The following is a 26,200-nucleotide window of genomic DNA, read 5'->3' as shown; positions in this document are numbered from 1 at the left end:
CAGCAGGTTTGTATTATTAAAAATTAACTTTTCCGTTTATTGTTCAAATTTGTTGCCAGCAAACTTTTGATCTCTGTTATACGGTGCTCCCATGTATTTTGTGCGGCTATTTTTAATCTTTTTTGTTGTAAAAAAGGAGTGTCGTTTAACGATAAATTAAGGGCAGCAGAAAATTCATCAACATTTTTGCAGATATATACGCTGTCGCCGGTAAACTCTTCTAAATCTTCGTTAAAATTAGTGATCACTACCGGCCGGCCCGATCCCAGGTATTCAAATAACTTAAGCGGGAAAATGGAACTGCTTACATCATCTTTTTTGAAGGGGATAATAGCAACATCAAATCCCTTAAGCACGGCAGGCAACTGCTCATAGGGTACTGCTCCTTTTTTGAAAATATTAGGCGCGTTAAAAGCAGGATTATTCTCATAATCTTTACCAACCGGCCCTACAAATACAAAGTTTTTATCGGCGTTTTGTTCGAGTAGCTGTGTTAATAAATTATAATCAATACGTCGTTCAATATTGCCGAAATAACCGATTATCGGTTTAGGGATATCAAAAAGGATATCTGCCACAGGCAACGCCGGATCCAGCGCTTTTTGACTATGGCCGATGTCGGCTGCATTTGGTACGAAGTACGAGTTAGGGTTAAGTTTTGCTTTTGCATTGCGCAACTCTTTACTGGTGCTGATCACCAGGTCCATATCTTTAACCAATATATCTTCGGATATAAGCCCATGACGGATCTGGTATTCCTCAATAAGGGGATCAACGCAATGATAAACTTTTAATAATGGTTTCAATTTCAACAACCGGTGCATGGTTGGATAGTAAAACGCATAGGAGTTGATAAAGATGTAGTCCTTTATTTCAAGGCTTTTAATAATCTTATTAAGCCTCGCTGCTACAATTCGTTCGTTCACCTTCACGGCCAGCCGATAGACAGCTCCTTCCGGTAACGAATTAATCGACGGCACCGGAGCCGTAATGATGATCTTTAAATTAGGGATTTCTGTTTGGATAAAACTATTTTTGGGAGAAAAGAAGTGCGGCTTGCGGGCCTTATAGCCCGGCGTATTTTTAAACTGGATATAATCTTTCCAGGTGTACGGCCTGTCAACATAATACACGTAGTTATCTTTGGCCAAATGTTTGGCCATAGTATAGTTTGTTGATTCGAGGCGGCTATCAAACTGCATTTGCGAAAATATTACGATATGCCGATTTTTAAGCTCCATATAACTTAATTATTCAGTTAGTCGTTTTCCTTTTATTTTGCCCATCACAACACCTATAAGCTCTTTTAGTTCGATGTAGCCTAAAACAAAGATGTCGGATATTTTAAACTGAAGATGTTTTTTTAATGCCCAGTACCCAAATATAGCGCCGGTAGCAAAGGTAAAGATAGAAGCAACTGCTACCGCATACAGGTTGTGGAATATGAGAATCCCCGTAAAATCGCCTATTACGTTAACTGTTAGCATCAGGAACACTTTGATCATGTTAAGATGTGGTTTGTTAATGATGTCAAGGGTGATCCCGAAAAACCTGTCGATAGGCAACAGCATTACATAACACATAAAAATCCTGAAGATATTGCCTGCATCAGAATGCTGGTATTTTGCACCGAAGAGAAGTCCAATAATAAGGTCAGCAGCAACGAAACAGATAACAGCGATAGGGGTAAGCGCTATGGTAAGCATGCCCGTATATTTTTTCATGATATAGGTGACATATTTTTGATCGCCGCGCTGTACAGCTGCCGACATTACCGGCAATGCGGTAGAAATGAAAGCCCTGAGCGGGATTTCAAAAATCTCCATAAGTCGTTGCGGAATGTAGTAAACAGCCAACAGGTCGGGGCTGAACATAGGCTTTACGATAAACGTATCGGAGCTCCTGAGCAGGTACGAACTTATAGACGTGCCTACACTGTATTTACCAAAATGGGCCATTTGTTTTATTGTAGCCCAGTTTTTGTATGCTATGGTTTTTACCTTAGCCCAGCCTGTAATAATGCAAATAACGCTGCTTAACAGGTTAGCTGTAAAGTAACAATATATAGTTGTTTCAAAGTTTGATTTGCTTGCAACGGCAACGGCAACCACCAGCGCCAGAAAACCTCCCTGGTTCATTAATTGCAAGGTGAACATTTTATCAAAGCGCTCTTCGGCCTGGAGGGTCCAAAGGCTCACTGCCGAGGGGAGTGTGCAGAAATAAATGAAGCTAAACCATTTAAGCGTAACACCTATATCAGCATCCGGATTGGTGTAAATAAGATAGATCAGGAGATTTACGACGGCAAATACGCAGGTAACTATAAAACCCAGGTACCAGGCAGATCCTGATATGTTTTTCATTTTTTCGGGTGTAGAGCCCGAATAAAATTTTATGACCGATGTTTGCAGAAAACCCGTACGAAAGGTATCGGCCAGTGTAAATACAATCTGGAAAAACACATAGTTGCCAAAGGCGGGTTTACTTAAGCGGCGGGCCAGCAGTGATAATATTACCATTCCCAAAACCGGTAATACGGCGTTGGTTGCCAGTGAAAGCGTGTGTTTGTTTATTAATTTTTTAAATAAACTCATGTATCATGTTTTACGCTTTCTCCCACAATTGTGTTGTAAAATTATATTGTTTTATTACTTTGGCGGGATTGCCAACTGCTACCGAATAAGGCGGGATATCCCTTGTAACCACACTGCCAGCCCCAATAACCGAATGTTTACCTATAGTTACACCGGCGGTTACCACACAATTAGCACCTATCCAAACATTATCATCAATAGTAATTTGTTGGGTGGTTACTTTTTGATGGCGTGGCGGTATACTTACATCCTGATAGCCATGATTAAGGCCGGATATTACAACATGCTGCGCTGTCATGCTGAAATTGCCTATTTTAACCGGGCCAATTATTACCGTACTGATGCCAACGCCTGATCCTTCGCCGATAAATACATCGCCAACGCCGTTATTGATCACAGCGAAGTCTTCCACAATACTTTTTGCGCCAAGGGAAAACTTGTTAAACGGAAAAAGGTCCATCCGTGCATTAAATCTTACTACACTGTTTTTACCCCGGTGATGGAAAAAGCGGTTAAGTATCAGCCTAACCCAAAGCCTTGGCCTCGACTGTCCGGGCGGAATAAGCATCCAGTGGACTAATTTTTTTAACTTGGTATTTGATTTTATGGATGATACAAATGACATCTGCTTAGTTAATTAGTATTGCCCCTGTACTAGTTTTTTTTTAATTGCTCCTGTTCCTGGTCGTCAAGGCGCTTGCATACTACAAGGATGGATATGGCCAGGTAGAACAGGATGTTTGATGGGTATTGAACGATAGCCTGCTGCGGAAAGTTACCAATATTGAACGCGAACAAGATCAGCAACATAGCCAGGCAGTAGTTTTTAAGTGCAGGGTTTTTGATACTGAAGTAAAAGTTTATCCCCGTTTTAAGCACCACAAAAAACAGTGTACAAAATAAGATGAGCCCGAGCCAGCCCATTTCAACAGCTACGCGCACATAACCACTGTCGGGCGGGAATTTGGCTAACATGGAATTTGGTGAGAACTTACGGCCCCAAACGCCTACAGAACCTAAGCCGCCACCAATAGGGTGGGAAAGGATATAAGGCTTGATCCTCCTTTGATTTTCAGCACGGACGTTGTAAGATGCGTCATCGGATGGGTTAAAAGCTGTTTGAAACCGCTTGATCAATGGGTTGGAGGTCGGCATTACTATCAAAATGCCGAGCATGCCTCCTGCCACAAGGGTGAAAAATAAAACCCGTTTGTTGAAGTTTAAAACGGCCAGCATGGAAAGCGCTCCCGGTACCAATACATAGGCAGCTCTTGTACCGGAATAGAGCATAACATATAAGAAGAAAGCAGCTATAAAGCCCAGTAATACTTTGCGTTTAACAGGTAAATTGCCCATGATAAGCACAACACAGAGCAATGCGCCTATAACCATGTTGTATGAAAATGTAACAGGGTCAGAGAAGATGGCAAATTTACGCATATGACCGTTGATGAACAACAAGCTTACACGGGTAGGGTCAGAATACAGGTATCGGCGCTCGAATGAAAAAAAACCTATATTTTCTTGTTGAAAAGCAGAAATTCCCGCCAGTATATCCAGCAATAACCAAAGCTTTAAAAGCGTTTTTATAAACTTTACCGTGCGGATCTGGTAAACAAAAACAAAGTACATCAGCATAATGAAACCCACAGTCCGAACGGTATAAATCCAGGCCAGCCGTGATGCGGCTGCTGGGTTTACAAACTCAAACATATTGTAAGCCAGCCATACCAATATCATGTAGCTGATAGGATTTTTAAAATAGGTCCAGTTTTGTTCGGCTCGCTGTTTTATAAAAAAACCAAGGATAAGCAGATAGGTGGTTACATCCATCAATGTACCGATGGGTACTCCGCTTGGTAATAATTCAGCAATGTAACTGATAAAAAATGCACCTATGATCAGCGCGCAAATTCCGAATTCAGGATAAACGGTAATGGCAAATACAATGGGTAAACCTATAGTTATCGCTAAAACAGCACCTACGCCTATAAATCCAAGCTTATAGGTTAAAAAACTTATCACAAGTGAGATAATCAGCAGAAAAAACAGGGCAAACGGATGCGAAAACTTTTGAATCAGAAGCGCTTTCCAAAAGTTTTGCTTAATTTCAGTATTACCTGTTGGTTCATTGCGCATGAAGTAGTAAGTCTTTTTATAAATTTACAGGAACAAGATCTTCACAGCCCATACAAATACACTGATAAACGCAAATACTATAGCCGCTTTGCGTGTTTTTTTTTGAAGCGGACTTAAATCTCCAAACGGATCCTTTACAGGTTTGGGAGGGTCAATTCTCATTTTAAGTAACGTTAAGTATATGAACCGGTGTTGCGCGCTTCGTTCAATTAGGAGCGTTTTTCTTTGTTCTGATTGTATTCGGTTTTATTGAGTACCCAGCCGGCAAACTTGTTTTCGAGCCCTTTTAAATAGGTTATGTGCTGTTTCTGAATATTGTTTATTTTCCTGTTGGCTTCAAATACAGCTATTGTTTTGTTTGTAAACAATAACCATTCTTTGGATTTATTAAGCGCGGTAAGTGGGGCAGTATCAATAATCACAATATCGTATTTATTCCGCAGCTCGTCAAATTTGCTCTTTACAAAGCCTTCGCTGCCAATTTCAAGCAGGGTTACATCACCTCCGCGGTTGCCTAAAACGGTAGTGTTTGAACTGCTGAGCTCGGGTTGGCCAAATTGGCTGTTTTTAAAATAATCTTCAAGGTATACCTGCGGCTGAGCGGTATTACTTATCGTGGCGTTATTGAAGTTGCCATCAATTAACAACACTCTTTTGTTAATCATGGAGTAAGAGTACGCCAGGCTTATCGCCAGCAGTGTTTTACCTTCGCCAGGCTCAATGCTTGTTATGGCTAAAATTTTTTCACCTTTTAATTCCTGGTCAATCTCAAACCGTATAGAGCGCAACAGCTCTTTAAAGGTTTTCATTTTTTCACGGTGCTCCACATCCCACAGCTTGCGCAGATCGAGATTCTCACCGCTGATCTTATTCAGATAGCCTAATAACGGTAGCTGGGTTTTATTAACCAGTTCGGTAGGGCTTTTAATGGTATCATCGATGTAAAATAATACGAACAGCCAGAAGAGACAGGCAAATAAACTGCCCATGCCGCTTAATATAATAAGCAGCATTTTTTTTGAAGGTTGGGCCACGTCCGGCTGGGCCATCTCAATCTGGACCAGTTTTATTGAAATGCTTGAACGCAGGTTAGTTTCATTGTATTTGTTCAATACATCAAGGTATTCTTTACCTGCAATATCAATATCAAAATAAAGGGTTTTTACTTTCGCATCAAACGGAACCAGGCGGGAGAATTTAGCATTAAGGTTTGTGAGCTCGTCATTTATTGATTTAACGCTGTATTTAGCCAGATCGCGGGAAATCTCAAGACCAAGCTTTTGTTTAACCTGATCCTCTTTGGCCACAAGCGGATTGGTAATGTATTTATCAGATGTTAAATTTACCTGATTTGAGAGCTGTTTCTGTAACGAATCAAGAGATTCTTTATATTTATTATTAAACCCGCTGCGTACATACTGATCTTCGAGTATATGTAATTGGTCCTGAGTGGAAATGATAGCCTGGTTGTATTTGTTGGTTATCGACTCAACATATTTCCTTTCATCGGGTGAGAACTTTCGGACGATAGCATCAATGGCGCCCTGATTGGATATTACATCCTTTTCGGCCTGCAATTTTCTGTCATTGTAAGTCATGATCTGGCTAAAAATCGCTTTGGACTGCTCATCCAGGTTCAATACACCGTTTTGAATTTTATATTGCTGTAATTCGCTGGTTTTTTCACTCAGCGCCTTACGTTTGGTATCTAACAGATTTGATAAAAAATTTACTGCATTTGATTCATTTTGCTTTACGCTTTGGGTATAATAGTCGATAAACTGTTTGCATAATGTATTCACTACAAACGCCGAAAGCTGAGGGTTTTCTGAATTAAAACTTACAGAAATAAAATCACTGCTTTCTTCACGGTAAATCAGCAGGTCTTTTACGATGTTACGCTCATCGTATTTCATTGACCTGAGCAAACCAATAAGTGAGTTCTCGGTTTTATCATAAACAGATAACGGTTGAAGGGTGGCAAATTTCTTTTTAAAAATCGCTAATACGTTATCCTTTTCATAAGGCCGCAATTCAAGTAATTCCTTACTTTGTTTACGAAAGGGATAAGGATCGCTCAGGTCATGGATCATGAGCGAATAAGAAACCTGGTCAATAAGTTTCTTTAGCTTCATGATCGCCATGAGGTTACTGAATTCGCGATAAACCTGTTGCTCTTGTACGTTCGTTGTCGGATCCTGATCAAGAAGATGGCTGGAGGCGTCAACTATGCCGGTGGCTATTTCCGCATGCGACTGGTAATTATCAGGTAAGTTTTTTACCAGGAAAAAAGAAGTGATTACTGCTACAAGCGGTATTATTATCAGTACAGTTCTGTATTTCTTTAGCAGATTGAAAAAATTGCCTATCTCCATCTTTTACTTAACGTCTTCTAATTTAGTACCCAATAATTCTTCAAGATTGGTTTTGGCTGTAAATGTCGATAATTCAGCTTGTACTTTAAAGGCGTTTTGGCTGTATAAGGTGGTAAGCTGTTCATTATAGATCTGAAAAGTTGTTTCGCCTTTTTGAAACGCGTATTTTAATTGCTTAACAGCACTTTCGGCATCAATTACGGCATTTGCCCGCAGCCTTAGTTCGGCCTGTGCTGCCAGATAAGCAAAGTAATAGCGTTTAACCTGAGCTTCAAGGCTTAACATATACTCGGCCTGTTGAAACTCTGCTGCTTTGTAAATTTCTTTCGTTTGCCTGATAACTCCCGGCCTCGAAAACAGGTGTCCTATGTTTAGCGACAGGCTTATTTGATAACCTTTAAATATGGTTGGCTGCGAAATGTTGATAGATGTTTGCGGACTATAAATGTAAGATGCAGTTAAACCATCGAGCCATGAAAACACAGCTGAGTTATAAACGGCTTTGGCTGCATTTACCTGACTTTGACGGGATTTTACTTCAGGGTAATTTTTTTTTGCAGTTGCTACCAGTTTTTCAAGAAAAGGATAGTTAATGTCACTTATAAATGAAGTTTGCTGCGCATGTACGCGGGTGGTAAATAAAAGAGTAATTATAAAAATATAAATGAGCGTCAGTTTCAGGGGCATATAGTTATACTTTTTCTTTTTGGAATAATGCGGGTACTGTACCGGCAATAATTTTTAAATCTAACCAAATAGAATATTTCTGGGCATAAAAATTATCTAATTTTTTCCTTTCACGTTCAGACATGTCTTCCTTACCGCGCTTGCTGATCTGCCATAAGCCCGTTAAACCGGCAGGGCCAAGAAAACGCATCGACCACTCGTTAGAGGTAAGCATCTCGGCCTCATATAAAGGCAACGGCCTGTTACCAACTACCGACATATCGCCCCGTAGTATATTGAATAATTGCGGTAATTCATCAAGACTTGAATTGCGTAAGAAATTACCCAGCTTAGTAATACGTGGATCATTCTTGATTTTAACAAAGGCAACTTTATTGTCACCACCTTCGGCGGCATATTGATTATTTTCGGCAGATAACTTGGCCAGCAGTTGGTCTGCATCTGTACGCATCGACCTGAACTTATAAAAATCAAATACTTTATAACCTGTACCTACGCGTTTGCTTTTGTAAAATACAGGACCTTTTGAGTCCAGCTTAATCAAAATAGCAACTATTAGCATAACAGGGGATAATACAAACATCATACCGCCCGAAATTACCAGGTCGATGAGGCGCTTACCTGCCGGCATTTTATAAGTCGTATCAACTACTTTTGAAAGCTCAAGCAATTTTGGCTTTATCAGTTTAAAGCGTACTAAAAAGTTAAGCCTTTCGCGCAGGTCACTTATGGCAAACGGTTCGCCATAAAAGTCATGCACCTTTAATTTAATGGCTTTTTGCCTTAAAGTTTTATCATTTTGTGATGAAAGGAGCACAATAATTAAACCATTGAGAAGAAAGCTTTGCTTAACTTCTTCAACCATTTTAATCCATTTACCTTCAGCATCAACTTCAACCAAAATAATATCAGGAACGGATAAAATAGATTGCTCGCCTAAATAATCATTCAGTTGGTCAATAGAGTTGTTGTACGCAATTTTAAAGCCTTCATTTAGCCCAGCAGAAATCATTTCCTTAAACTCGGTGCCGGCGTAGGCTACCCTGATATTAGAACCTGAACTTTCGTTCCAATCAGATGTTTGGTGATTCATAAACTTGTAAAACTTGATTAATGGCTGTTTTTAATGCAGTTGGGTTAAACGGCTTGTGAATGTAGGCATCAACCTTAAAGGGCATGTTACTTACCTGGGCATCAAGATCATGGGCTGCCGATAGCAATATAACAGGAATTTCACGATAAAAGCCACTGATTTTTACGTTTTTAATAAAAGATTGGCCGTCAAAATAAGGCATCTGGAGGTCGGATATAATCAATTCGGGCATGTTGCCATCTTCGAGCCAGCTAAAAGCTTCGATGCCGTTATTTTTAACTACAATATCATATTCTTTTGATAGAATGAAGTTGAGCAGTTTTAGGATACTCAAGTCGTCATCAACTATAAGTAGCGTTCTTTTCATACTTAATTAATTGGGGTTGTTTATAAAAGAGAAGCAAGTATTTTATTAATCAGTTTGTTGTATGTTATTATTATTTATTGTAAATGCTGATATGTCAAAAAAAATATAAATTTAATAAATGTTATTAATGAAAAGGAAATGGTTTATTAGCCGTTTTTAACTAACAGCTAAATATAAAATAAATAGCCTGACAATTAACACGTTTTGTTTTTCATTGTAATGGTATGCAAAAAACATTCCTCAAATAAAAAAACAGCCGAAATCAAAGGCTTAGTAGGCTTTTATACGGTTAATATATAAAATGGTTGTGAAAAATTGCGATATTAACGGAAAGTTAATAACCGTCGAGGAATTTATTCCCACGGCGGGTAGCTGTAATTCCCCAAAATGGGATTTAATTTTATACCGGGTATAGGTATTTATAGCGCTACTTTTCTATCACGGATAAAAAATTTCCGGCAGGGTCTTTAAACCAGGCTATTTTGGGGCCGCCGTCAAGAAAAAGGCCTTTTTCGTTTGTCTTAAAATTCTCCTGGTTATAAATCTCAAACTTAACGCCGCGTGCGCTGAGTTCGTCAATTGTTTTTTCCACATCATCAACCGGGAAATTCAAAATGGTGAAGGTAGCCGGGGTATGGTTGGGCTTAGTGTATATTAATATTGGGGTACTGCCTGTAATATTAAGGTTAAGTAAACCTTGCATTTCGGGTACATCACTTACATCTAAACCAAGTACATCAGCATAAAACGCCCTGGCTTTAGCTGTATCATCTACCGAAAATCCGCTGAATGCTTTGCTGTCTTTTAACATGATAATTGGCTTTATGTTACTGATACTACCTTGCTTTTTAATAATTTGTTTTGTAAAAGTGAGTTTAGTCTTCCAAAACCTCGGCACGGCAACCTAATTCCTTTAAAAAATTAATGAGCGAATAGGCGCATAATGTACCGCTGTCGCACTGTACCCGCAAAATCCGGTCACAATCATCAAGATCGAAATTGGCTTTATGGTTGCCAAACGTGGTGTGGATGGCATTCAAAAGCATATTAGCCTGGCGGCGTTTATTTACATTGGTTTTAAAAACTTCTACTATCATAAGCCTGTTTTGGTTTGTGCCTAAAACCTTTGATTGAACAATAGAAATGTTTGATTTTTAGGGAACGGTGATTGGTTCATCCGCTCCCCTAAAAAATCAATAAATTACTTGGTGGCGTTAGGATTGTGTGTGATCATCCAGTTTATGCCAAACCTGTCGGTAAGGCAGCCAAAATAATCGCCCCAGAACTCATCATGCATAGGCGAAACAGCATTACCGCCTTCGGCTAAACCACTATACAGTTTGTCTGCCTCCTCTCTTGATTCGGCACTGATGGTAAGCGAAAAGTTATTACCCATGGTTACGAATGGCATGCCTCCTTCGCCAATTGCATCTGTGCCCATCAGCATGCTGCCATTGGCAAGGGGGAGTGCAATATGCATAAGCTTATCCTGGTCCTTTTCGGGCGTATTGGCAGCCGCAGGCGAATCTTTAAAGCGCATAATCATTGCAAACTCACCGCCGAATACTGACTTGTAATGGTTAAAAGCTTCTTCGGTATTACCGTTAAAGTTTAAATAAGGATTAATAGCTAACATGATGTGATTGTTTTTATAGATTTATAATTGAGTGATTTTGTGAAAGTAAAATTAAGTCTTGTACCCTAACATAGGAGGGGGCTATCAAGACATGTTAAGGGGTTAATTGCGACATTGTTTCATCGCAAAACACACAAATAGATCAATAAAGAAGGTATTGCCGGTTTTAGCTATTATCCGCCGGCACTCCGTCCGAAACAAATTTATATAGGTATGGTGCCTTATGCGCGCCGCCAGTCCATTTTTTTGCCACCCGCTCCAAAATACCCAGCCCCAGCATTTTACGCTGAAAAGCAGCGCGGATCAGTTTTTTGTTAAGTATAGTTTCGTAGAGCGATTGCAGGTCGCCCATGGTAAATTCCTCGGTCATGAGGTTAAAACCTATCAGCTTTTGGTCAAGCTCATTCTGTAGGGTTTCCAGCGCTTTGTTAATAATTTGCCGATGGTCCTGCATCAGCACAGGCAGTTCATTCAGACTGTACCAGTCGCAGCTATCAGATATTTCATCGGGTGTGGGGATAGCCCTGGTAAAATCGACAAGCGCATAGTATCCCACCGAAATAAAACGCTTTAATAACCAGTGATCAGCGGGTGGGTTATAGCCACGGGCCTGCATAATGGCCTTAAGCGGTCCGGGATCGTACCGGCTGTAATTGCCAAAAACATAAAACTGTTCAAGGTAGATGTTGGTTAAAGCCGTTCGGCTTTGAAGTACCCGCCGCGCCGCTTCGTTCACATCCTCATTATCATGAATAAAGCCGCCGGGAAGCGCATATAGCCCGGTATTTTTATAAGCCAGCAGCAATACCTTTAATTGGTTGTCATGAAAACCAAAAATAACTGTATCTATAGCAAGACCTGGTAGAAAACCCTCGCCCGCGATGTTATTTTCCAGTTGGTGAAACTCTTTATTCATGTATCGTAATAAAACAAAGGCACAAGTAAATAAAAAAAATTGACAGCCATCGAAAAATAATTTATTATTGTAACAAATTGATACAATAAGGGTCGAATCTCAAAAATATCCATCAATTAAACCAGACTAACCAAATACCAGTAATGAAGAAACCAATTTTAGTAATGCTGTTGCTTGCACAAGTTGCCTCGGTAAAAGTAATGGCGCAGCTATCGGCAAACAAAACCACCGTTGAGAACGGTGCGCTTGAGGGTACTCGCGGAGCATCAAACGTATTAAGTTTTAAAGGTATTCCGTTTGCGCAGCCTCCCGTGGGCGATTTGCGCTGGAAGGAGCCTCAGCCCGCCAAAAACTGGGAGGGTACATTAAAGGCCGATCATTTTGGCCATAACCCCATGCAGAAGCCCATTTTTGGTGATATGGGTTTTCGTTCATCAGGTATGAGCGAAGATTGTTTATACCTTAACGTATGGACATCTGCAAAATCAGCCAAAGAGAAACTGCCTGTATTGGTTTATTTTTACGGCGGGGGGTTGATGGCCGGTGATGGTTCTGAGTCGCGCTATGATGGTGAAAGCATGGCAAAAAAAGGGATTGTAGCTTTAACTGTTAATTACAGACTTGGTGTATTTGGCTTTTTTTCGCATCCCGAATTAACTAAAGAGTCACCTAACCATTCGTCGGGCAACTATGGGTACCTTGATCAGCACCTGGCCTTGCTTTGGGTACAAAAAAATATAGCTGCCTTTGGCGGCGATCCCAAACGGGTTACCATTGCGGGTGAATCGGCGGGGTCTATCTCGGTATCGGTGCAAATGGCTTCACCTTTGTCAAAAGACCTGATTGCGGGTGCTATTGGCGAGAGTGGCGCAGGGATCAAGCCAACGCTTTTCCCCATACCATTAGCTGATGCCGAGCAAAACGGCGTTAAGTTTGCTGCTAACGAGAAAGCAAATACCCTGGCTGATCTGAGGGCCATACCCGCCGAACAATTGCTGAACGATGCTTTTAAACCGGGTACACCGCCAATGTCGGCCACTATTGACAATTACCTGTTGCCAAAATCGTTGCCTGAGATCTTTATGGCGGGCGAACAGGCCAAAGTTCCTTTGTTAGTGGGCTGGAACTCGGCCGAAGTGCCATTCCAGTTCATGATGCGTGGCGATGCGCCAACGCTTGAAAATTATACCAAAACGCTGAAACAATTATATGGCGACAGGGCAGAGGAAGCATTGAAACTATACCCGGCTGCTAATGACGGGGAGGTGATCAAAGTTGCAACCGACCTATCAAGCGACCGGTTTATCGTATACAGCACCTGGAAATGGGCCGATTTGCAGGTACAAACAGGAGGGAAGCCGGTTTATCGTTACCTGTTTTCACGGGTTCGCCCGGCCATGGTGGCTTCTATGGGGAATGCCACCCCGGGGCTCGCCGGTGGTGTGGTTAAGGGCGATGCCGCAAAACCGGCCCCGAAAATGCCGCCACCTGTGGGTGCTGCCCATGCTTCAGAAATTGAATATGCCATGGGAAACCTGGCCGGGAACAAAACCTATGCCTGGACACCCGATGATTTCAAAGTATCCGAAACCATGGAAAACTATTTTGCCAACTTTATAAAAACTGGCAACCCTAACGGCGCAGGCTTGCCAAAATGGTCGGCAATTAAGGATAACAATCATGTTAAATTCATGAATATTGATGTTAATAGCGAGGAGATGCCGGAGGTTAACCGGGCGCGCTACCTGTTTTTGGATAAAGATTACATGAAATAAGAAATAAGATTTTTTCAGACAAATGGGCTGGCTCCTGTGATTTTTCGCAGGGGCCTTTTTTGTGGATCAATATCATACATTTATATAATGAAGTTTTGTCCGGTAAAAAGCGTGTTATCCAAATGGTTGTTAACTGCCATTATAATACCTGGCTTTTTTACTTTTTCAGGGCTTACTGCCCAAACTGCAGATAAGGTAGCTCTACCTGATACAACTTTAGTTGTCAGTTTTGTAAACAGGGTCTCAAAATCATTATCATATAAAGCTGCTCTTAAAACGGCTAAGCGGAATAATCGTTCAACTTTTATTTCCGGGGATAGCTGTCCTGCTGCGTTAAGCTTTTTGCATAGCAGGAAAGCCGATGTCAACATTAAACAAACTTCGAAATTGTTTATACCCGGCAGACTCAACAAACAGGCTCTTTTCAATAAAGATTTCAATCCGGATTTAGGCGATGCCGATAATTCCCTCATAGGATAATTCTTCCTTACTGATTACCCAATGTGGTAATCATTCCCATAAATTATTTAGGAACAAACCTAAAAGGATAATACCTGTCGTTTATTTTCTGAGATCGAAATGAAAAGACTTAAAAAGTTCATAAGGCTTTGCGGGCTTATATTGTTTATGGCATTGGCCACTGCCGGGATAGGTATATTGGGCGTAGCGCCCACTTTAACTAAAGACAGAAAGCTGTTTGTAGATATGCACCCCAAAACAGAATTGGTAGAAAAAGCCGAAACCGACCAACGCGTAGCAGATAACTTATTTTAACATGAAGTTGATAGCGGCATGGATAAATTGTTAATAGTTATCTTTGCCCTATGAACTATTTTGAATTTTATGGCATCCCCGAATCTTTTAAGGTTGATCAGGCGCTGCTTAAGAAAAAGTTTTACGAGCTGAGCAAGCTTTACCATCCCGATTTTTATGCCAATGAGGATGAAACCAGGCAACAGGAGATCCTGGAGCTATCTACCCTAAATAACAAGGCTTACCATGCGCTTGGTGACCCCGCAAAGCGCTTGGAATACATTTTAAAACTGCATGACCTGGTATCTGAAGGGGCAAAACCACAATTGCCTGCAGATTTTTTAATGGAAATGATGGATATTAATGAGCGCCTTATGGAAGTTGATGATGCAACGCACCTGGCTGCCATAACCGCAGAAACACTTGCTATTGAAGGTGATATGAATGACGAGCTGGCGAAGCTGACCGAAGATTATGAACAGTTGGACGATACCGCGAAGGAAAGCCGCCGGATAGAAATTGCAAATATTTACTATAAACAAAAATATCTGTTGCGAATTAAGGAGAGTTTATCTACATTTGCAGCCCGCTTGTAAGGAAAGACACTTACAACATGCCCAGCTGGCGGAATTGGTAGACGCGCTGGTCTCAAACACCTGTGGGAAACCGTGCCGGTTCGACTCCGGCGCTGGGTACATTTTTAGGCAAGTTGTCAATTTTATTGGCAACTTTTTTTATGGGATAAATTTTAAACCTAAACCGGCAAGAGAAAATATAGGTTTAGTTGAACAAATTCAGGCATTCTCATTCAAAGCTTGAAAGATTCTGATCATTTTTTTACCGTCGTCTGCAAAAGTTATTCTATAGAGAAGTGGTATCGGAGTTTTAGAGGGTAATCGGCTTTTTCTCGAAAATTATCTTTATTAATTGATACGGATTGATAACAAATTGATAATCAGTGATTGTTTTTTGTTGTGGTTAAAATGTTCATTTGTTAGGCACTTCCAATTGTGCCTACAAACCAATTACCAATTATTAAATCATTTAATGATGAAGAAAACAATCCTCATGATCCTGACGCTGTGCGTCATTGTTTTTTCCTGCAAAAAGAATGCGGAAATCAAATCCCACGACTTAAAAACCGATTTTAATCCCGGTAAAGCTAACAAGTCATTCTCGGTAAGCGCCACAGCCAAAGCGCCCCTTTACTGGAATCCTTATGAATACAATATTGTTCATGACAGTTATATCCCGGAAAATGAGTGGCAGGCCAATATTGATTGGGTAAATACCAATCTGAAATCATACGGTTATAATATGGTGTGTATTGATGGCTGGGGCGATGACGGATCATACAATGCCGACGGTTACCGCACCAAGCATGCCAGCCAATGGGCGCATGATTATGCCTACTGGTCAGGCTATCTCCAGCAGCGGGGCATGACGTTGGGTATGTACAATAACCCATTATGGGTTAATAAGGCCGCTGCCGACGCGGGTGTGAAAGTTAAAGGGACAACTATTCCTTTGTCCAGCCTGATCAATACCGGTGAGAATTCTACATGGTTTAATTGGGTACAGGTAAATAATCCGGGAGCCGAACAATACGTAAAAGGCTATATCCAGTATTATGCTGATATGGGTGTGAAATATCTGCGGGTTGATTTTTTATCTTGGTTTGAAACAGGTCAGGATCAAAACCTGGGCAGGGTAGGCCCCAGCCGACCTAAGGCAGATTATGAAAAAGCGCTGAACTGGATGAAGCAGGCCTGCGACTCAAATGGGATATTTTTGAGTCTGGTAATGCCGAACCTGAAAAACGAAGGTGAGCTGGAAAAAGTGTACGGTAACATGATCAGGATAAATGATGATGCGGGCTTTGATGCCGGATGGGGACGTTTTAACAGCCTGAACCGTGGTACAAGAACGGTAGACGTATGGTCGCAGTATGACAATGCTTTTGATGGATATACCTATTGGTCAAAACTGTCAGGACGGGGCAGCCTGATCCTCGATGGTGATTTTATCAGGCTTAATAAGTTTGCCAATGATGATGAAAAGAAGACGGTGATTTCTTTAAACCTGATGGCAGGGGGGCCGGTATCAGTCGCAGATCAGTATAACTCAATAGGCAGTAACTTATGGTTATATCAAAACGCCGAAATGCTTGCCCTTAATCAGGACGGCTTTGTAGGTAAACCAATTAGCAACGACCCTACTAACGTGTCAAGCCAGGTATGGAAAGGACAGATGAGCAATGGCGACTGGTTGGTAGGCCTATTCAACCGCGAGGATAACGCCCAAACGCGGAGTCTTAATTTTACGACTGATTTAGGTATAACCGGTAACGCAGCTGTGAGGGATCTGTGGCTGCACAGTAATTTAGGCTCGATGGGTATGTATTCGGCCAGCGTACCTGCGCACGGTTGCGTTATTCTGAAAATCGTGCCTGAAATAGTTTCTGGCGGAGTTTACAAGATCGTTAACCGCAATAGCAATAAGGCGCTTGATGTTTACCAACAGTCTACTGCCGATGGTGCTGTTATTCATCAATGGGATTATCTTAATGCAAACAGCCAACAGTGGAAGCTTACCGGTGCGGGCAATGGTTATTTCACCCTCACTAATATAAACAGCAATAAAAACCTGGACGTTTATCAACAAGGGACTGCCGATGACACGCAGATACACCAATGGACGGCTTCGAATGTTAACAGCCAAAAATGGACGCTTGTAAGTGTTGGATCGGGATATTACAAAATAGTAAACCTCAACAGCGGGAAGGTGCTTGATGTATACGGCGCTTCAACTGCCAACGGAGGCCTGGTTAAGCAGTTTACCTATACTGGTGGTAATAACCAGCAATGGGTTGTTACGAGGTTACAATAGACTACCTTTTTGCAGATACCGCCGGATTTTTTCCGGTGGTATCCTTTTTTATCTTTATTGATCGCATTTTAATTTGTTAACATATACAGAAGGACTGACACCAAATTGCCGCTGAAAATCACGTGAAAAATTGGTAGGCAAGCTATAACCGATCATATTGGCTACCTCATTTATTTTAAGGTCACCTTCGGCAAGCAGTTCCGCACCTTTTTTTAAACGCGAAAGGTTGATAAGCTCATTTGGCGTCATATCCGATATCCCTTTGATCTTGCGGTAAAGCGTTGGCCTGCTCATGTTCATCATGTTTGATAGCTGGTCTACGTCAAGGTCCATATCGGTAATGTTATCATAAATCACCTTATTTAGCCGGTCCAGGAAATCCTTATCGGCTTTTGAAACCGCTATGCCTTTGATATGCGTAAGTGGCGACCCCGCGAAATATTGCTTCATCATGTTGCGGTTCATCAGCAGGTTGCTCATTTGTGCCTGAAGGTGCTCAAATGCAAAAGGCTTTTCGATGTAGGCGTCTGCGCCAACTTCCAGACCTTCGATTTTTGAGTTAAGGGAGTTTTTTGCCGTAAGCAGAATAATTGGGATATGACTGTATTCAAGGTCGGTTTTAAGCTTCCGGCACAACTCGATACCATCCATCACCGGCATCATGATATCGCTGATCACCAGGTGGATATTCTCCTTTTTTAGTATTTCAATGGTTTCGGTCCCGTTATAGGCTTTAAATATACGGTAGGTAGTTGCCAGCTCACGTTGTAGGTAATTGATGATCTCCTTGTTATCCTCAACCAGCAAAACAGATGGCTTATCTTTTTCGTTTTTTTGATCGTTTACCATAAGCTCTTCGGTTGGTAAGGTAACCGATTCATCGGCCATTTCAAGGTTGATCTCTGTTTCCTGGTGGATAGGCAGCGATAGCAGGAAAATATTCTGGCTGTTCATCGAGGGCTTTAATTCAAGGGTGCCTTGGTGCAGCAAAGTTAATGAGCGGGCCAGGGGCAGGCCAATTCCGGTACCGGCCTCTTTTTCGGTTTCTTTAATACGATAAAAAGGTTCAAATATCTTTTCTTTCAACTCTTCGGGAACCAGGAAACCATCATTGCGAACTTCAATCCTAAACATTTCGTCTTCACTGCTAAAGGGCAAAAGCTTGATCGCTACGGTAGCCGAAGCGTATTTAATGGCATTATTGAACAGGTTGCCCAGTATCTTTTTCAAAGCCTCATGATCAACAAAAGCGTGCAATGTTATCCTCGGCAGTTCAAGCCTATAACTTATTTCCTTTAATTCGGCCGCAGGCTTAAAAGTGTTATATACCTCTTCAAGCAACTCGTTAATATCAGCTTTAGAAAAATTAAGGCTGAACTTGTTGGCTTCGGCTTTTCGGAAATCGAGTAGTTGATTGGTCAAGCCGATCAACCTGTTGGTATTTTTCTTTATCATGGCAAGATTCTCCATCGTTTCGGGGTGATTAATTTCGCTGCTTATCAGTTTGTCAAGGGGCATTTTTATCAGGGTGAGGGGGGTACGGATCTCATGGGCTACGTTGGTAAAAAACTCGATCTTGGCATTATAGATCTCCCGCTCGGTATTGATCTCGATAGTTTCGATACGCCGTTTATTTTTTTCGCTCACGGCCAAATGGTAGTAGCGCACAATTGTTGTTACAATACCCGCTATTACCAACAGGTAAATTGTATAAGCCCAGGAGGTAGCCCAAAGCGGCGGCATAATATGGATTGATAGCTGCACAACCCTGTTATTCCAAACCCCTTCGCTATTGGCGCCTTTTAAGTTAAAAACATAATTACCGGCGGGTAGTTTGGTATAATATATTTTGCGGTTGTTTTTAAACGTTACCCAGGTTTTATCAATACCATCCATTTTGTATGAATACTCGTTCATTTCCGGAATCACAAAGCTAAGAGAAGCTACATCCAGGCTAATATTTGAGCTGTTGTAAGGCAAGGTAATTGAGGGGGTATAAGTAATGGATCGGTTAAGTGCAGAATTAGCACTGCCAACAGTTACATCGGCGTTATTAACCTGTAAACCGGTAATATAAACCGGCGGCACATAGGGGTTCCTGACAAACTTTGAAGGATCAAAACTTACCATCCCCTTAACCGTGCCAAAATACATGGTGCCATCGGCATCACGGAATGACGAGTTATAATTGAACTGCTCCGTTGGCAAACCGTTAACCGTATGATAATTGCTGAATGTGTTATTTTCCGGATCAAACCTGGCGAGGCCTTTCGCCGTCGAAATCCATAATTTACCATTTTTATCTTCCTGTATCCTGAATACCTGGTTATCCGGCAGACCGTTTTCGGTGGTGTAGTTTTTTATCCCGCCTGTTTTGGCATCAAACCTGCTTAAGCCGCCTTCAGTACAAAACCATTTGTTATTGCGGCTATCAATAAACAGGCCATTCACATAATCGTTTAAAATAGTGTTAGTCGCACCTGCCCGCGAACTGATATGGCCGCTTTTACCACTCGCAGTATTTAGATAGTATACGCCGCCGCCATAAGTACTTACCCATAACGTACCATCGTTTTCTTCATGAATGGATTGGATATGATCGGCAAAAAACGGCATCGCGCTAAAAGTATCGTCAGGCCGGTTATAGCTAAACAGCCCATTCCAGGTACCAACAAGCAACTCTCCCTTACGGGTTTTATAAAGAGTGACTATAAAACCGCTGCTGAACGATTTATTGTTTTGCGCCGAGTTGTAATGCTTGATGATTCGCTCTGTGTGCAGATCCATAACATCGAGCCCATGTTCATATGTGCCTATCCAAAGGCGGTCACCGTCGGCCACCAGGCCGTGGATATTGCGGTAAGCCAAGCTGCCGGGCGATTTGCCGGGCATAAAGTGCTTTACGATACCGGTTTTTAAATCTATTTTGTTTAACCCGGCGTCTTCAGTGCCAACCCACAAATTGCCAAATTGATCTTTGGTTATTTCATGCACTATATTGCCGCTGAGGCTGTTTACGCCAGGCTCGGGGAAGTACTTTTTAAAATTATTGTATTGACCGGGGTAGTAATTTACCCCGCCAAAATAAGTACCTATCCAGGTACCGCCTTCGCGATCTTTGTAAATGGCTGAAATGATATTATCGGTGATAGAATAGGGGTTGCTGTATTGTTTTTGTACAACAGTAGTCCGGTTGTTCTTTTTATCAAATATGTAAAGCCCGTTTTCTGTTCCTAACCAGTAGGTATCATCATTTTGATGAAAAATAACATGTACATGGATATCACCTGATTTATATTGGTCATTCAGCGCGTTAGCAATACTGTTGTTCCGGTAGTTGAATAAAACCACCTGGTTCATGGTGCCGATGATCAAAGCAGTATCACCAACAGGGAAAATTTCCTGAACAGTAGAAAATTTGCGCCCCTTGTTAGCGCTTGACAAATCGTATGATGCCAATTGCCTGCCTCCAGCATTGAAGTGTTTAACAAAGCCCTGATTAGTAGCCGTCCATAACGAGCCATCCTTGGCCATGCTCATCGTTACTGTGAGATCGTTTTTTTGCGGGTATGCTGTCAATATGTTGGTATGCTCATCATACAGGTATAGATTAAGGTTCGATATGATCCAGATATGATGCTGTTTATCACCGGCAATATATCTTACCTCGCCGGGTGGGATAAGTTTAAACGGCTTGAATTTTTCAGTAATCGGATCGAAAATATAGATCCCCTTATAAGTACCGACCCAAAGTTTTTCGGTACTGTCTTCATATAAGCTAAAAATAGAGTTACTCCCTATGCTGGTGCTGTCGCCTAATTTGTTGCCAAACAACCTGAACACGTTACCGTCAAATCGGTTAAGGCCATTACGGCTACCATACCACATAAAGCCTTTCTTATCCTGCAAAATGCTGGTAATGGTATTGCTGGATAAACCGTTTTGAACCTGGTAATTTTTAAAATAGTACGTTGCCTGCTGGCTGCGGGCCACAGTAAAACAAAGGATCTGAAACAGGAGGATAAAAGCTTTTTTCAAAATCAAATTATAGTTCAGTAGTTATCAAGGGTACCGCATTTCTGGCTACACGATCAATAAAAGGTTAAACTGGTCATGTAAATATAGCGACATTGCTTGTTTGATATTTCCTGATTTAAACTTTGATACATTTTGAATTTAAATTGAAATGCTGTGATTGCAGCCATGGGTGGCAAAGCACTTACTTAGTGCCAGTTTAAGGCTGCCAGTATCAGCCTGAGCATAAACCAAAAAACAAAACCAATTAGTATGAAGAGAATTTTACATCACACCTTTTTTACGCTTTAAATAAGCCAGTTTAACAACCGATTAAAAAGGCCTCTAATGCCTTTAAAAATAACCTAAAATACCATTTATGAAATTTCGTTTACGAAACTTATATGTTGGCTTGTGCCCTAAAGCTTTAGCCTTCCAACTTATAGCGGCCTGTCTGCTACCCGCTTTTTCAAACGCGGCCACCAATAAAGCACCGACAGCCATAAACGCGGCACAAGCTATACCGGTAGCAGGTAAGGTTACCGATGCCGCCGGCCCAATGCCTGGTGTTGCTGTTACCGAAAAAGGTACGTCAAACGGTACACTTACCGATGCCGCGGGTAACTACAAACTTAATGTTAAAAATCGCAATGCCGTACTGGTATTCAGTTTTGTTGGGTACGTTACCCGTGAGGTAGTGCTGGCCGGTCAGGCGACACTTGATGTAGTTCTGACCGAAAATGTTAAAGCCCTCAATGAGGTAGTGGTGGTAGGTTATGGCACCCAGAAAAAGAAAGATGTTACCGGTGCTGTAACTTCGGTAAATGTAAAAGAAATTGCGGGTCAGCCGGTGCCGGATATTGGCCAGGCCATTGAAGGCCGTGCGGCAGGTGTGCAGGCGGTAACTTCCGGGGCGCCGGGCAGTAACGTTACGCTGAGGGTGCGGGGCGTTGGTACCATTAATAACAGCGACCCGCTATTGGTGATTGATGGTGTACCTACTGATGTGCCCCTTAATACCCTTAACCCCGATGATATAGCATCGCTGGATGTACTGAAAGATGCATCTGCTTCGGCTATTTATGGCTCGCGGGGTGCCAATGGGGTTGTGCTGATCACTACAAAAAAAGGTTCGGCGGGAGCAAGTCACCTCAACGTTAATGCCTTTGCCGGGGTACAGCAGGCAACTAACCTGGTAAAACTATTAAATGCAAGCCAATTTGCCCAACTCAATAACGAGCTGCTTGCCAATAACAATCAATCAACCAACCCTGCTTACGCCGATCCTGCTTCATTAGGGACGGGTACCAATTGGTTAAACGCCTTGTTCACCAAGGCGCCCATTCAAAATTATACGCTATCCTATTCGGGTGGGACTGAAAAATCCGACTACTATGTATCGGGTAGTATCCTTAATCAAAAAGGAATTGTAACAAGTACCGCTTACCGCAGGTATACCCTGCAATTCAACGGTAACGATAAGGTGCTTAAATGGTTGAAGTTTGGCCATAACCTTACCTTAAACCACGATGAAAAACCAAGTGGCTCTTACGATATCCGCGCTACCATGGCCGCCAATCCTGCGCAACCAGTTTACAATGCCGATGGCAGCTACTCCGGGCCGGTTGGTCAGCCGCAGTTTTATGGTGATGTGAAAAACCCTATCGCCACCGCTAAGCTGGTTCAAAATAATACCGAAGGATATAACGTATTAGGTTCTGTTTTTGCAGAGGCCACTATTATTCCCGGTTTAACTTTTAAAAGTACCGCTGGCATCCAGGCTTCGTTTTTCAACAGCCGTACCTGGTCGCCAAAATATAATTACCAGCCGATACCGCAGCCAAATTCTTACCTGGCCGAGCAGTATAATAAAAGCATTACCTACACCTGGGACAATTTCCTTACCTACGATAAATATTTTGGCGAAGACCATCACCTTACGGTTTTAGCTGGTACCGATGCACAAACCAACAGCTACCATTTTGCAGGCGGCAACGTAAGTGGTTTTGCAAGCGATGTTACCCAGCAGCTTAACAACGGAACATTGAATCCGGTACTTAATGGCGATGGCTCGGAATGGGCTTTGCTCTCGTATGTTGGCCGTGTCAATTATGCTTATAAAGACAAGTATTTGTTAACCGCTACCATCAGGCGCGATGGCTCATCACGCTTTGGCGATAATAATAAATATGGTACTTTCCCTTCGGGTTCAATAGCATGGCGTGTATCGCAGGAGCCGTTCTTTAAAAAAGTCACTTTTTTTGATGACCTGAAATTGAGGGCCGGTTACGGTACTACAGGTAACCAGAATATCGGTAATTACTCCTTCGCTTCTGTACTCACGTCAGCTGTTTACAATTTTAACGGAACTGTTGTGCCGGCACAGATCGCCTTAAATGCGGCTAACCCTGACCTGAGGTGGGAAGCGGTTAAGCAAAGCAATATCGGTTTGGATGTCACTTTTTTTAAACAGCGTATTACGGTAAATATCGACGCTTATATCAAAAAGACTACCGGAATGCTGGTGCCGGTTAATTTGCCTATTTCAACCGGCTATTCCGGGGCCGCGCCGCCAACCAATGCAGGTGATGTAGAAAATATGGGTATCGAATTTTCGGTTACATCCAAAAACATGACCGGTAAATTCAACTGGACAACCAGTGCCAATATCTCCTTCAACCAAAATAAGATAACCGCCCTCAGCGATAATACGTCAATTTTTGGCGGTAATATTGGCCTTAATGGTAACATCAATATCAATGCCGTCGGCAGGCCAATTAACAACTTTTATGGTTTTGTAATACAGGGTATTTTTCAAACACAGTTTGATGTAGACGCGCATGCCTCGCAGCAAACCGGTGCCGATCCGTACAACCGTACCTCGCCGGGCGACATCAGGTTTAAAGACCTTAACAACGATGGCGTGATCAACGACGCCGACCGGACCTTTATAGGCAACCCGAACCCTAAATTCATCTATGCCATGAACAACACCTTCAGTTATGCGGGCTTTGACCTGAGCATATTTTTACAGGGTGTATATGGCAATACAATATTTAACGCCAATAATGTGTACCAGGAAAGCATGGCCGTTGCGCAAAATCAAACCATCAGGGTTTTAGGTAGATGGGAAGGGCCGGGTACAAGTAATACCATGCCAAGGGCCATTTATAACGACCCCAATAAAAATTCCCGCATCTCTGACCGTTTTGTGGAGGATGGCTCATACCTGCGGATAAAAACGGCCACGTTAGGTTATACACTGCCCAAAGAACTTATCAAAAAAGCAGGCTTTAACAATGCCCACATTTATGTTACCGGGCAAAACCTGTTCACATTTACCAAATATACCGGCTTCGACCCGGAAGTGGGTAGCAACGGTATCGACTTCAGCGTGTATCCTGTTACCCGTACCATTAGTTTAGGTATCAATTTAACACTTTAATATTTAAAGCATTAAGTAATGAAAATCAATAAATATATTATCGCTTTAGTGCTTACTACCGCTTTTATAGGTTGTAAAAAGGATTTCCTGGATAAAGCCCCGCTCGACTCGGTAAATACCGCCAATTATTATAAAACAGCCGAAGACGCTGTAAACGCAGTAAATGCGGCCTATCAACCCCTGCAGCGCCCCAAATTGTACAATTTCAGGATCTGGACCACCGATATCATGGCCGGTAACAGTGTAACAGGTGCCGGTGGCGGCACCGACGGGATTGAAACCCAGGACGAACAAAACTTTGTAACCACATCGGCCAATGCCGGTGTGCTTGATGTTTACCGCGGACCGGCACCAGGTATTTTACAATGCAATATTGTTTTACAAAAAGTACCTGCCATTAACATGGACGAAACCCTGAAAAACCGCGTGCTTGGCGAAGCTAAATTTTTACGTGCGCTTTATTATTTCAACCTCGTTCGTTTATTTGGCGATGTACCGCTGATAACCAAACCACAGGTGGTAGGGGACGACCTGAAGGTAAAACGCGCGCCTAAAGCCGATGTTTATGCCCTCATTATCCAGGATCTTAATGATGCGATAACCGTGTTGCCTGCGGCGAGTAGCTATGGCGGGACCGATATAGGGCGTGCATCAAAAGGCGCAGCCACAGGTTTGCTGGCCAAGGTGTATTTAACTTTGGGTGATTACCAAAAAACGGTCGATCTATGTAAACAGGTAACGGCATTGGGCTATTCACTCAACGCCAGTTATGCCGATAACTTTTCTGCAACAAAAAAGAATACCGGCGAATCATTATTTGAGGTGCAATATAGCGGCGCTACCACTTATGGCTTTTTTGATGATTTTAACCAGGCATCGTGGACCAGCACCTTTACGGGGCCGCGCAATTCGGATTTTGTTGGAGGCGCTTATGGATGGGACCAACCAACGCAGGAGTTTGTAAACGATTATGAAAGCGGCGATCTGCGCAAGGATTTAACCGTATTATACCCAGGTTGCCCTGCTTTTGATGGTAAAACCTATTTGGCATCATATTCCACAACAGGCTTTAACCTACGCAAGTTCCTGGTGCCTAAATCCATTTCGCCCGATTATAATACCAGTCCGGCAGATTTCCCGGTTTTGCGTTATGCGGATGTATTACTGATGCAGGCCGAAGCCATGAACGAGCTTGGTCAGTCAGGTGCCGAAGTACCTTTAAACATGGTGCGTAACCGTGCCGGTTTGGCAAGCACCACAAGTGGTTTATCAAAAGATGCGTTCCGTACCAAAGTACTGCATGAGCGCCGCATGGAACTTGCATTTGAGGGCCAGCGCTGGTTTGATCTGATCAGGGTTAACAATGGGCAATACGGACTGGATTTCCTGCATTCGATAGGGAAGGTGAACGCCACGGCTAAGTTCCTGCTGTTTCCTATACCGCAGCAGGAAATAGATGCTAATCCAAATCTTACACAAAATCCGGGTTATTAATTTATCACAACACAGGTCATCAA

Annotated in this window: 21 protein-coding genes and 1 tRNA gene; 7 read left to right on the top strand and 15 right to left on the bottom strand. The window is 42.2% G+C overall.

Going from position 1 to position 26,200, the window contains the following annotated elements; genetic code table 11:
• Positions 1–23: 23 nt before the first annotated feature.
• The 13 genes from ABIC84_RS06170 to ABIC84_RS06110 form a co-directional block, all read right to left on the bottom strand.
• The gene (locus tag ABIC84_RS06170) at positions 24–1,241 is read right to left on the bottom strand and encodes a glycosyltransferase (RefSeq protein WP_429262999.1); all 1,218 of its coding nucleotides are present in this window, start codon (positions 1,239–1,241) and stop codon (positions 24–26) included.
• A 9-nt stretch (positions 1,242–1,250) separates the two neighbouring features.
• Positions 1,251–2,594 (bottom strand): lipopolysaccharide biosynthesis protein, encoded by a 1,344-nt coding sequence (locus tag ABIC84_RS06165; protein ID WP_429262998.1) that lies wholly within the window; start codon positions 2,592–2,594, stop codon positions 1,251–1,253.
• 10 nt (positions 2,595–2,604) lie between these two features.
• Positions 2,605–3,219 (bottom strand): acyltransferase, encoded by a 615-nt coding sequence (locus ABIC84_RS06160; protein WP_429262997.1) that lies wholly within the window; start codon positions 3,217–3,219, stop codon positions 2,605–2,607.
• Between the two features lie 29 nt (positions 3,220–3,248).
• Entirely contained in the window at positions 3,249–4,733 is a 1,485-nt protein-coding gene (locus ABIC84_RS06155) for an O-antigen ligase family protein (RefSeq protein WP_429262996.1), read from the bottom strand.
• A 24-nt stretch (positions 4,734–4,757) separates the two neighbouring features.
• Positions 4,758–4,895, bottom strand: a complete 138-nt coding sequence (locus tag ABIC84_RS06150; RefSeq protein WP_429262995.1) for a hypothetical protein — start codon at positions 4,893–4,895, stop codon at positions 4,758–4,760.
• Positions 4,896–4,942: 47 nt separating this feature from the next.
• Positions 4,943–7,108, bottom strand: coding sequence for an exopolysaccharide transport family protein (locus ABIC84_RS06145; RefSeq protein ID WP_429262994.1), 2,166 nt, complete (start codon positions 7,106–7,108; stop codon positions 4,943–4,945).
• Positions 7,109–7,111: 3 nt separating this feature from the next.
• Entirely contained in the window at positions 7,112–7,795 is a 684-nt protein-coding gene (locus ABIC84_RS06140) for a TolC family protein (RefSeq protein WP_426588750.1), read from the bottom strand.
• Between the two features lie 4 nt (positions 7,796–7,799).
• Positions 7,800–8,888, bottom strand: a complete 1,089-nt coding sequence (locus ABIC84_RS06135; RefSeq protein WP_176624232.1) for a sugar transferase — start codon at positions 8,886–8,888, stop codon at positions 7,800–7,802.
• Positions 8,869–9,255, bottom strand: a complete 387-nt coding sequence (locus ABIC84_RS06130) for a response regulator (protein ID WP_090525064.1) — start codon at positions 9,253–9,255, stop codon at positions 8,869–8,871. Before ABIC84_RS06130 ends, ABIC84_RS06135 begins: the two co-directional genes overlap by 20 nt.
• Before the next feature lie 427 nt (positions 9,256–9,682).
• Positions 9,683–10,066 (bottom strand): VOC family protein, encoded by a 384-nt coding sequence (locus ABIC84_RS06125; protein ID WP_176624234.1) that lies wholly within the window; start codon positions 10,064–10,066, stop codon positions 9,683–9,685.
• A gap of 64 nt (positions 10,067–10,130) precedes the next feature.
• Positions 10,131–10,352 carry a hypothetical protein gene (locus tag ABIC84_RS06120; protein ID WP_426588744.1) on the bottom strand — a complete coding sequence of 74 codons (222 nt, stop codon included), beginning with the start codon at positions 10,350–10,352 and terminating at the stop codon, positions 10,131–10,133.
• Between the two features lie 104 nt (positions 10,353–10,456).
• Entirely contained in the window at positions 10,457–10,891 is a 435-nt protein-coding gene (locus ABIC84_RS06115) for a VOC family protein (RefSeq protein WP_176624236.1), read from the bottom strand.
• A 166-nt stretch (positions 10,892–11,057) separates the two neighbouring features.
• A complete protein-coding gene (locus ABIC84_RS06110; RefSeq protein ID WP_176624238.1) occupies positions 11,058–11,807 on the bottom strand; it encodes an NUDIX hydrolase in 750 nt (249 codons plus the stop codon).
• A gap of 143 nt (positions 11,808–11,950) precedes the next feature.
• Between ABIC84_RS06110 and ABIC84_RS06105 the strand changes: the two genes are divergently transcribed.
• Positions 11,951–13,582, top strand: a complete 1,632-nt coding sequence (locus ABIC84_RS06105; protein ID WP_429262993.1) for a carboxylesterase/lipase family protein — start codon at positions 11,951–11,953, stop codon at positions 13,580–13,582.
• Positions 13,583–13,662: 80 nt separating this feature from the next.
• Here the strand turns inward: ABIC84_RS06105 and ABIC84_RS06100 are convergent, their stop codons facing one another.
• Entirely contained in the window at positions 13,663–14,022 is a 360-nt protein-coding gene (locus ABIC84_RS06100) for a hypothetical protein (RefSeq protein WP_429262992.1), read from the bottom strand.
• A 139-nt stretch (positions 14,023–14,161) separates the two neighbouring features.
• On the opposite strand from ABIC84_RS06100, the gene ABIC84_RS06095 reads away from it, so the two are divergent.
• The 4 genes from ABIC84_RS06095 (at position 14,162) to ABIC84_RS06080 (ending at position 17,224) form a co-directional block, all read left to right on the top strand.
• Positions 14,162–14,356, top strand: a complete 195-nt coding sequence (locus ABIC84_RS06095; protein ID WP_176624244.1) for a hypothetical protein — start codon at positions 14,162–14,164, stop codon at positions 14,354–14,356.
• 50 nt (positions 14,357–14,406) lie between these two features.
• A complete protein-coding gene (gene hscB, locus ABIC84_RS06090; protein WP_373614019.1) occupies positions 14,407–14,931 on the top strand; it encodes a Fe-S protein assembly co-chaperone HscB in 525 nt (174 codons plus the stop codon).
• Between the two features lie 19 nt (positions 14,932–14,950).
• Positions 14,951–15,030 (top strand) — tRNA-Leu (locus ABIC84_RS06085).
• 352 nt (positions 15,031–15,382) lie between these two features.
• The gene (locus tag ABIC84_RS06080; RefSeq protein ID WP_429262991.1) at positions 15,383–17,224 is read left to right on the top strand and encodes an RICIN domain-containing protein; all 1,842 of its coding nucleotides are present in this window, start codon (positions 15,383–15,385) and stop codon (positions 17,222–17,224) included.
• Positions 17,225–17,278: 54 nt separating this feature from the next.
• Here the strand turns inward: ABIC84_RS06080 and ABIC84_RS06075 are convergent, their stop codons facing one another.
• Positions 17,279–21,262: a hybrid sensor histidine kinase/response regulator transcription factor gene (locus ABIC84_RS06075; protein ID WP_429262990.1), complete on the bottom strand. Its 3,984-nt coding sequence runs from the start codon at positions 21,260–21,262 to the stop codon at positions 17,279–17,281.
• Positions 21,263–21,617: 355 nt separating this feature from the next.
• Between ABIC84_RS06075 and ABIC84_RS06070 the strand changes: the two genes are divergently transcribed.
• Complete coding sequence (locus tag ABIC84_RS06070; protein WP_429262989.1) at positions 21,618–24,683, top strand: SusC/RagA family TonB-linked outer membrane protein; 3,066 nt, start codon at positions 21,618–21,620, stop codon at positions 24,681–24,683.
• Positions 24,684–24,701: 18 nt separating this feature from the next.
• Positions 24,702–26,177 (top strand): RagB/SusD family nutrient uptake outer membrane protein, encoded by a 1,476-nt coding sequence (locus ABIC84_RS06065; RefSeq protein WP_429262988.1) that lies wholly within the window; start codon positions 24,702–24,704, stop codon positions 26,175–26,177.
• Positions 26,178–26,200 lie beyond the last annotated feature (23 nt).

The sequence above is a fragment of the Mucilaginibacter sp. 3215 genome (genome assembly GCF_050433785.1).
Classification (GTDB): Bacteria; Bacteroidota; Bacteroidia; order Sphingobacteriales; family Sphingobacteriaceae; genus Mucilaginibacter.
The sequence above is the reverse complement of the archived record's forward strand: the minus strand, read 5'-3'. Positions and strand labels throughout refer to the sequence as shown.

Excerpts from the sequence above, each read along its gene's own strand:
- ABIC84_RS06170 (WP_429262999.1), bottom strand. The coding sequence starts at position 1,241 with ATGGAGCTTAAAAATCGGCATATCGTAATATTTTCGCAAATGCAGTTT.
- ABIC84_RS06165 (WP_429262998.1), bottom strand. The coding sequence starts at position 2,594 with ATGAGTTTATTTAAAAAATTAATAAACAAACACACGCTTTCACTGGCA.
- ABIC84_RS06160 (WP_429262997.1), bottom strand. The coding sequence starts at position 3,219 with ATGTCATTTGTATCATCCATAAAATCAAATACCAAGTTAAAAAAATTA.
- ABIC84_RS06155 (WP_429262996.1), bottom strand. The coding sequence starts at position 4,733 with ATGCGCAATGAACCAACAGGTAATACTGAAATTAAGCAAAACTTTTGG.
- ABIC84_RS06150 (WP_429262995.1), bottom strand. The coding sequence starts at position 4,895 with ATGAGAATTGACCCTCCCAAACCTGTAAAGGATCCGTTTGGAGATTTA.
- ABIC84_RS06145 (WP_429262994.1), bottom strand. The coding sequence starts at position 7,108 with ATGGAGATAGGCAATTTTTTCAATCTGCTAAAGAAATACAGAACTGTA.
- ABIC84_RS06140 (WP_426588750.1), bottom strand. The coding sequence starts at position 7,795 with ATGCCCCTGAAACTGACGCTCATTTATATTTTTATAATTACTCTTTTA.
- ABIC84_RS06135 (WP_176624232.1), bottom strand. The coding sequence starts at position 8,888 with ATGAATCACCAAACATCTGATTGGAACGAAAGTTCAGGTTCTAATATC.
- ABIC84_RS06130 (WP_090525064.1), bottom strand. The coding sequence starts at position 9,255 with ATGAAAAGAACGCTACTTATAGTTGATGACGACTTGAGTATCCTAAAA.
- ABIC84_RS06125 (WP_176624234.1), bottom strand. The coding sequence starts at position 10,066 with ATGTTAAAAGACAGCAAAGCATTCAGCGGATTTTCGGTAGATGATACA.
- ABIC84_RS06120 (WP_426588744.1), bottom strand. The coding sequence starts at position 10,352 with ATGATAGTAGAAGTTTTTAAAACCAATGTAAATAAACGCCGCCAGGCT.
- ABIC84_RS06115 (WP_176624236.1), bottom strand. The coding sequence starts at position 10,891 with ATGTTAGCTATTAATCCTTATTTAAACTTTAACGGTAATACCGAAGAA.
- ABIC84_RS06110 (WP_176624238.1), bottom strand. The coding sequence starts at position 11,807 with ATGAATAAAGAGTTTCACCAACTGGAAAATAACATCGCGGGCGAGGGT.
- ABIC84_RS06105 (WP_429262993.1), top strand. The coding sequence starts at position 11,951 with ATGAAGAAACCAATTTTAGTAATGCTGTTGCTTGCACAAGTTGCCTCG.
- ABIC84_RS06095 (WP_176624244.1), top strand. The coding sequence starts at position 14,162 with ATGAAAAGACTTAAAAAGTTCATAAGGCTTTGCGGGCTTATATTGTTT.
- hscB (WP_373614019.1), top strand. The coding sequence starts at position 14,407 with ATGAACTATTTTGAATTTTATGGCATCCCCGAATCTTTTAAGGTTGAT.
- ABIC84_RS06080 (WP_429262991.1), top strand. The coding sequence starts at position 15,383 with ATGATGAAGAAAACAATCCTCATGATCCTGACGCTGTGCGTCATTGTT.
- ABIC84_RS06070 (WP_429262989.1), top strand. The coding sequence starts at position 21,618 with ATGAAATTTCGTTTACGAAACTTATATGTTGGCTTGTGCCCTAAAGCT.
- ABIC84_RS06065 (WP_429262988.1), top strand. The coding sequence starts at position 24,702 with ATGAAAATCAATAAATATATTATCGCTTTAGTGCTTACTACCGCTTTT.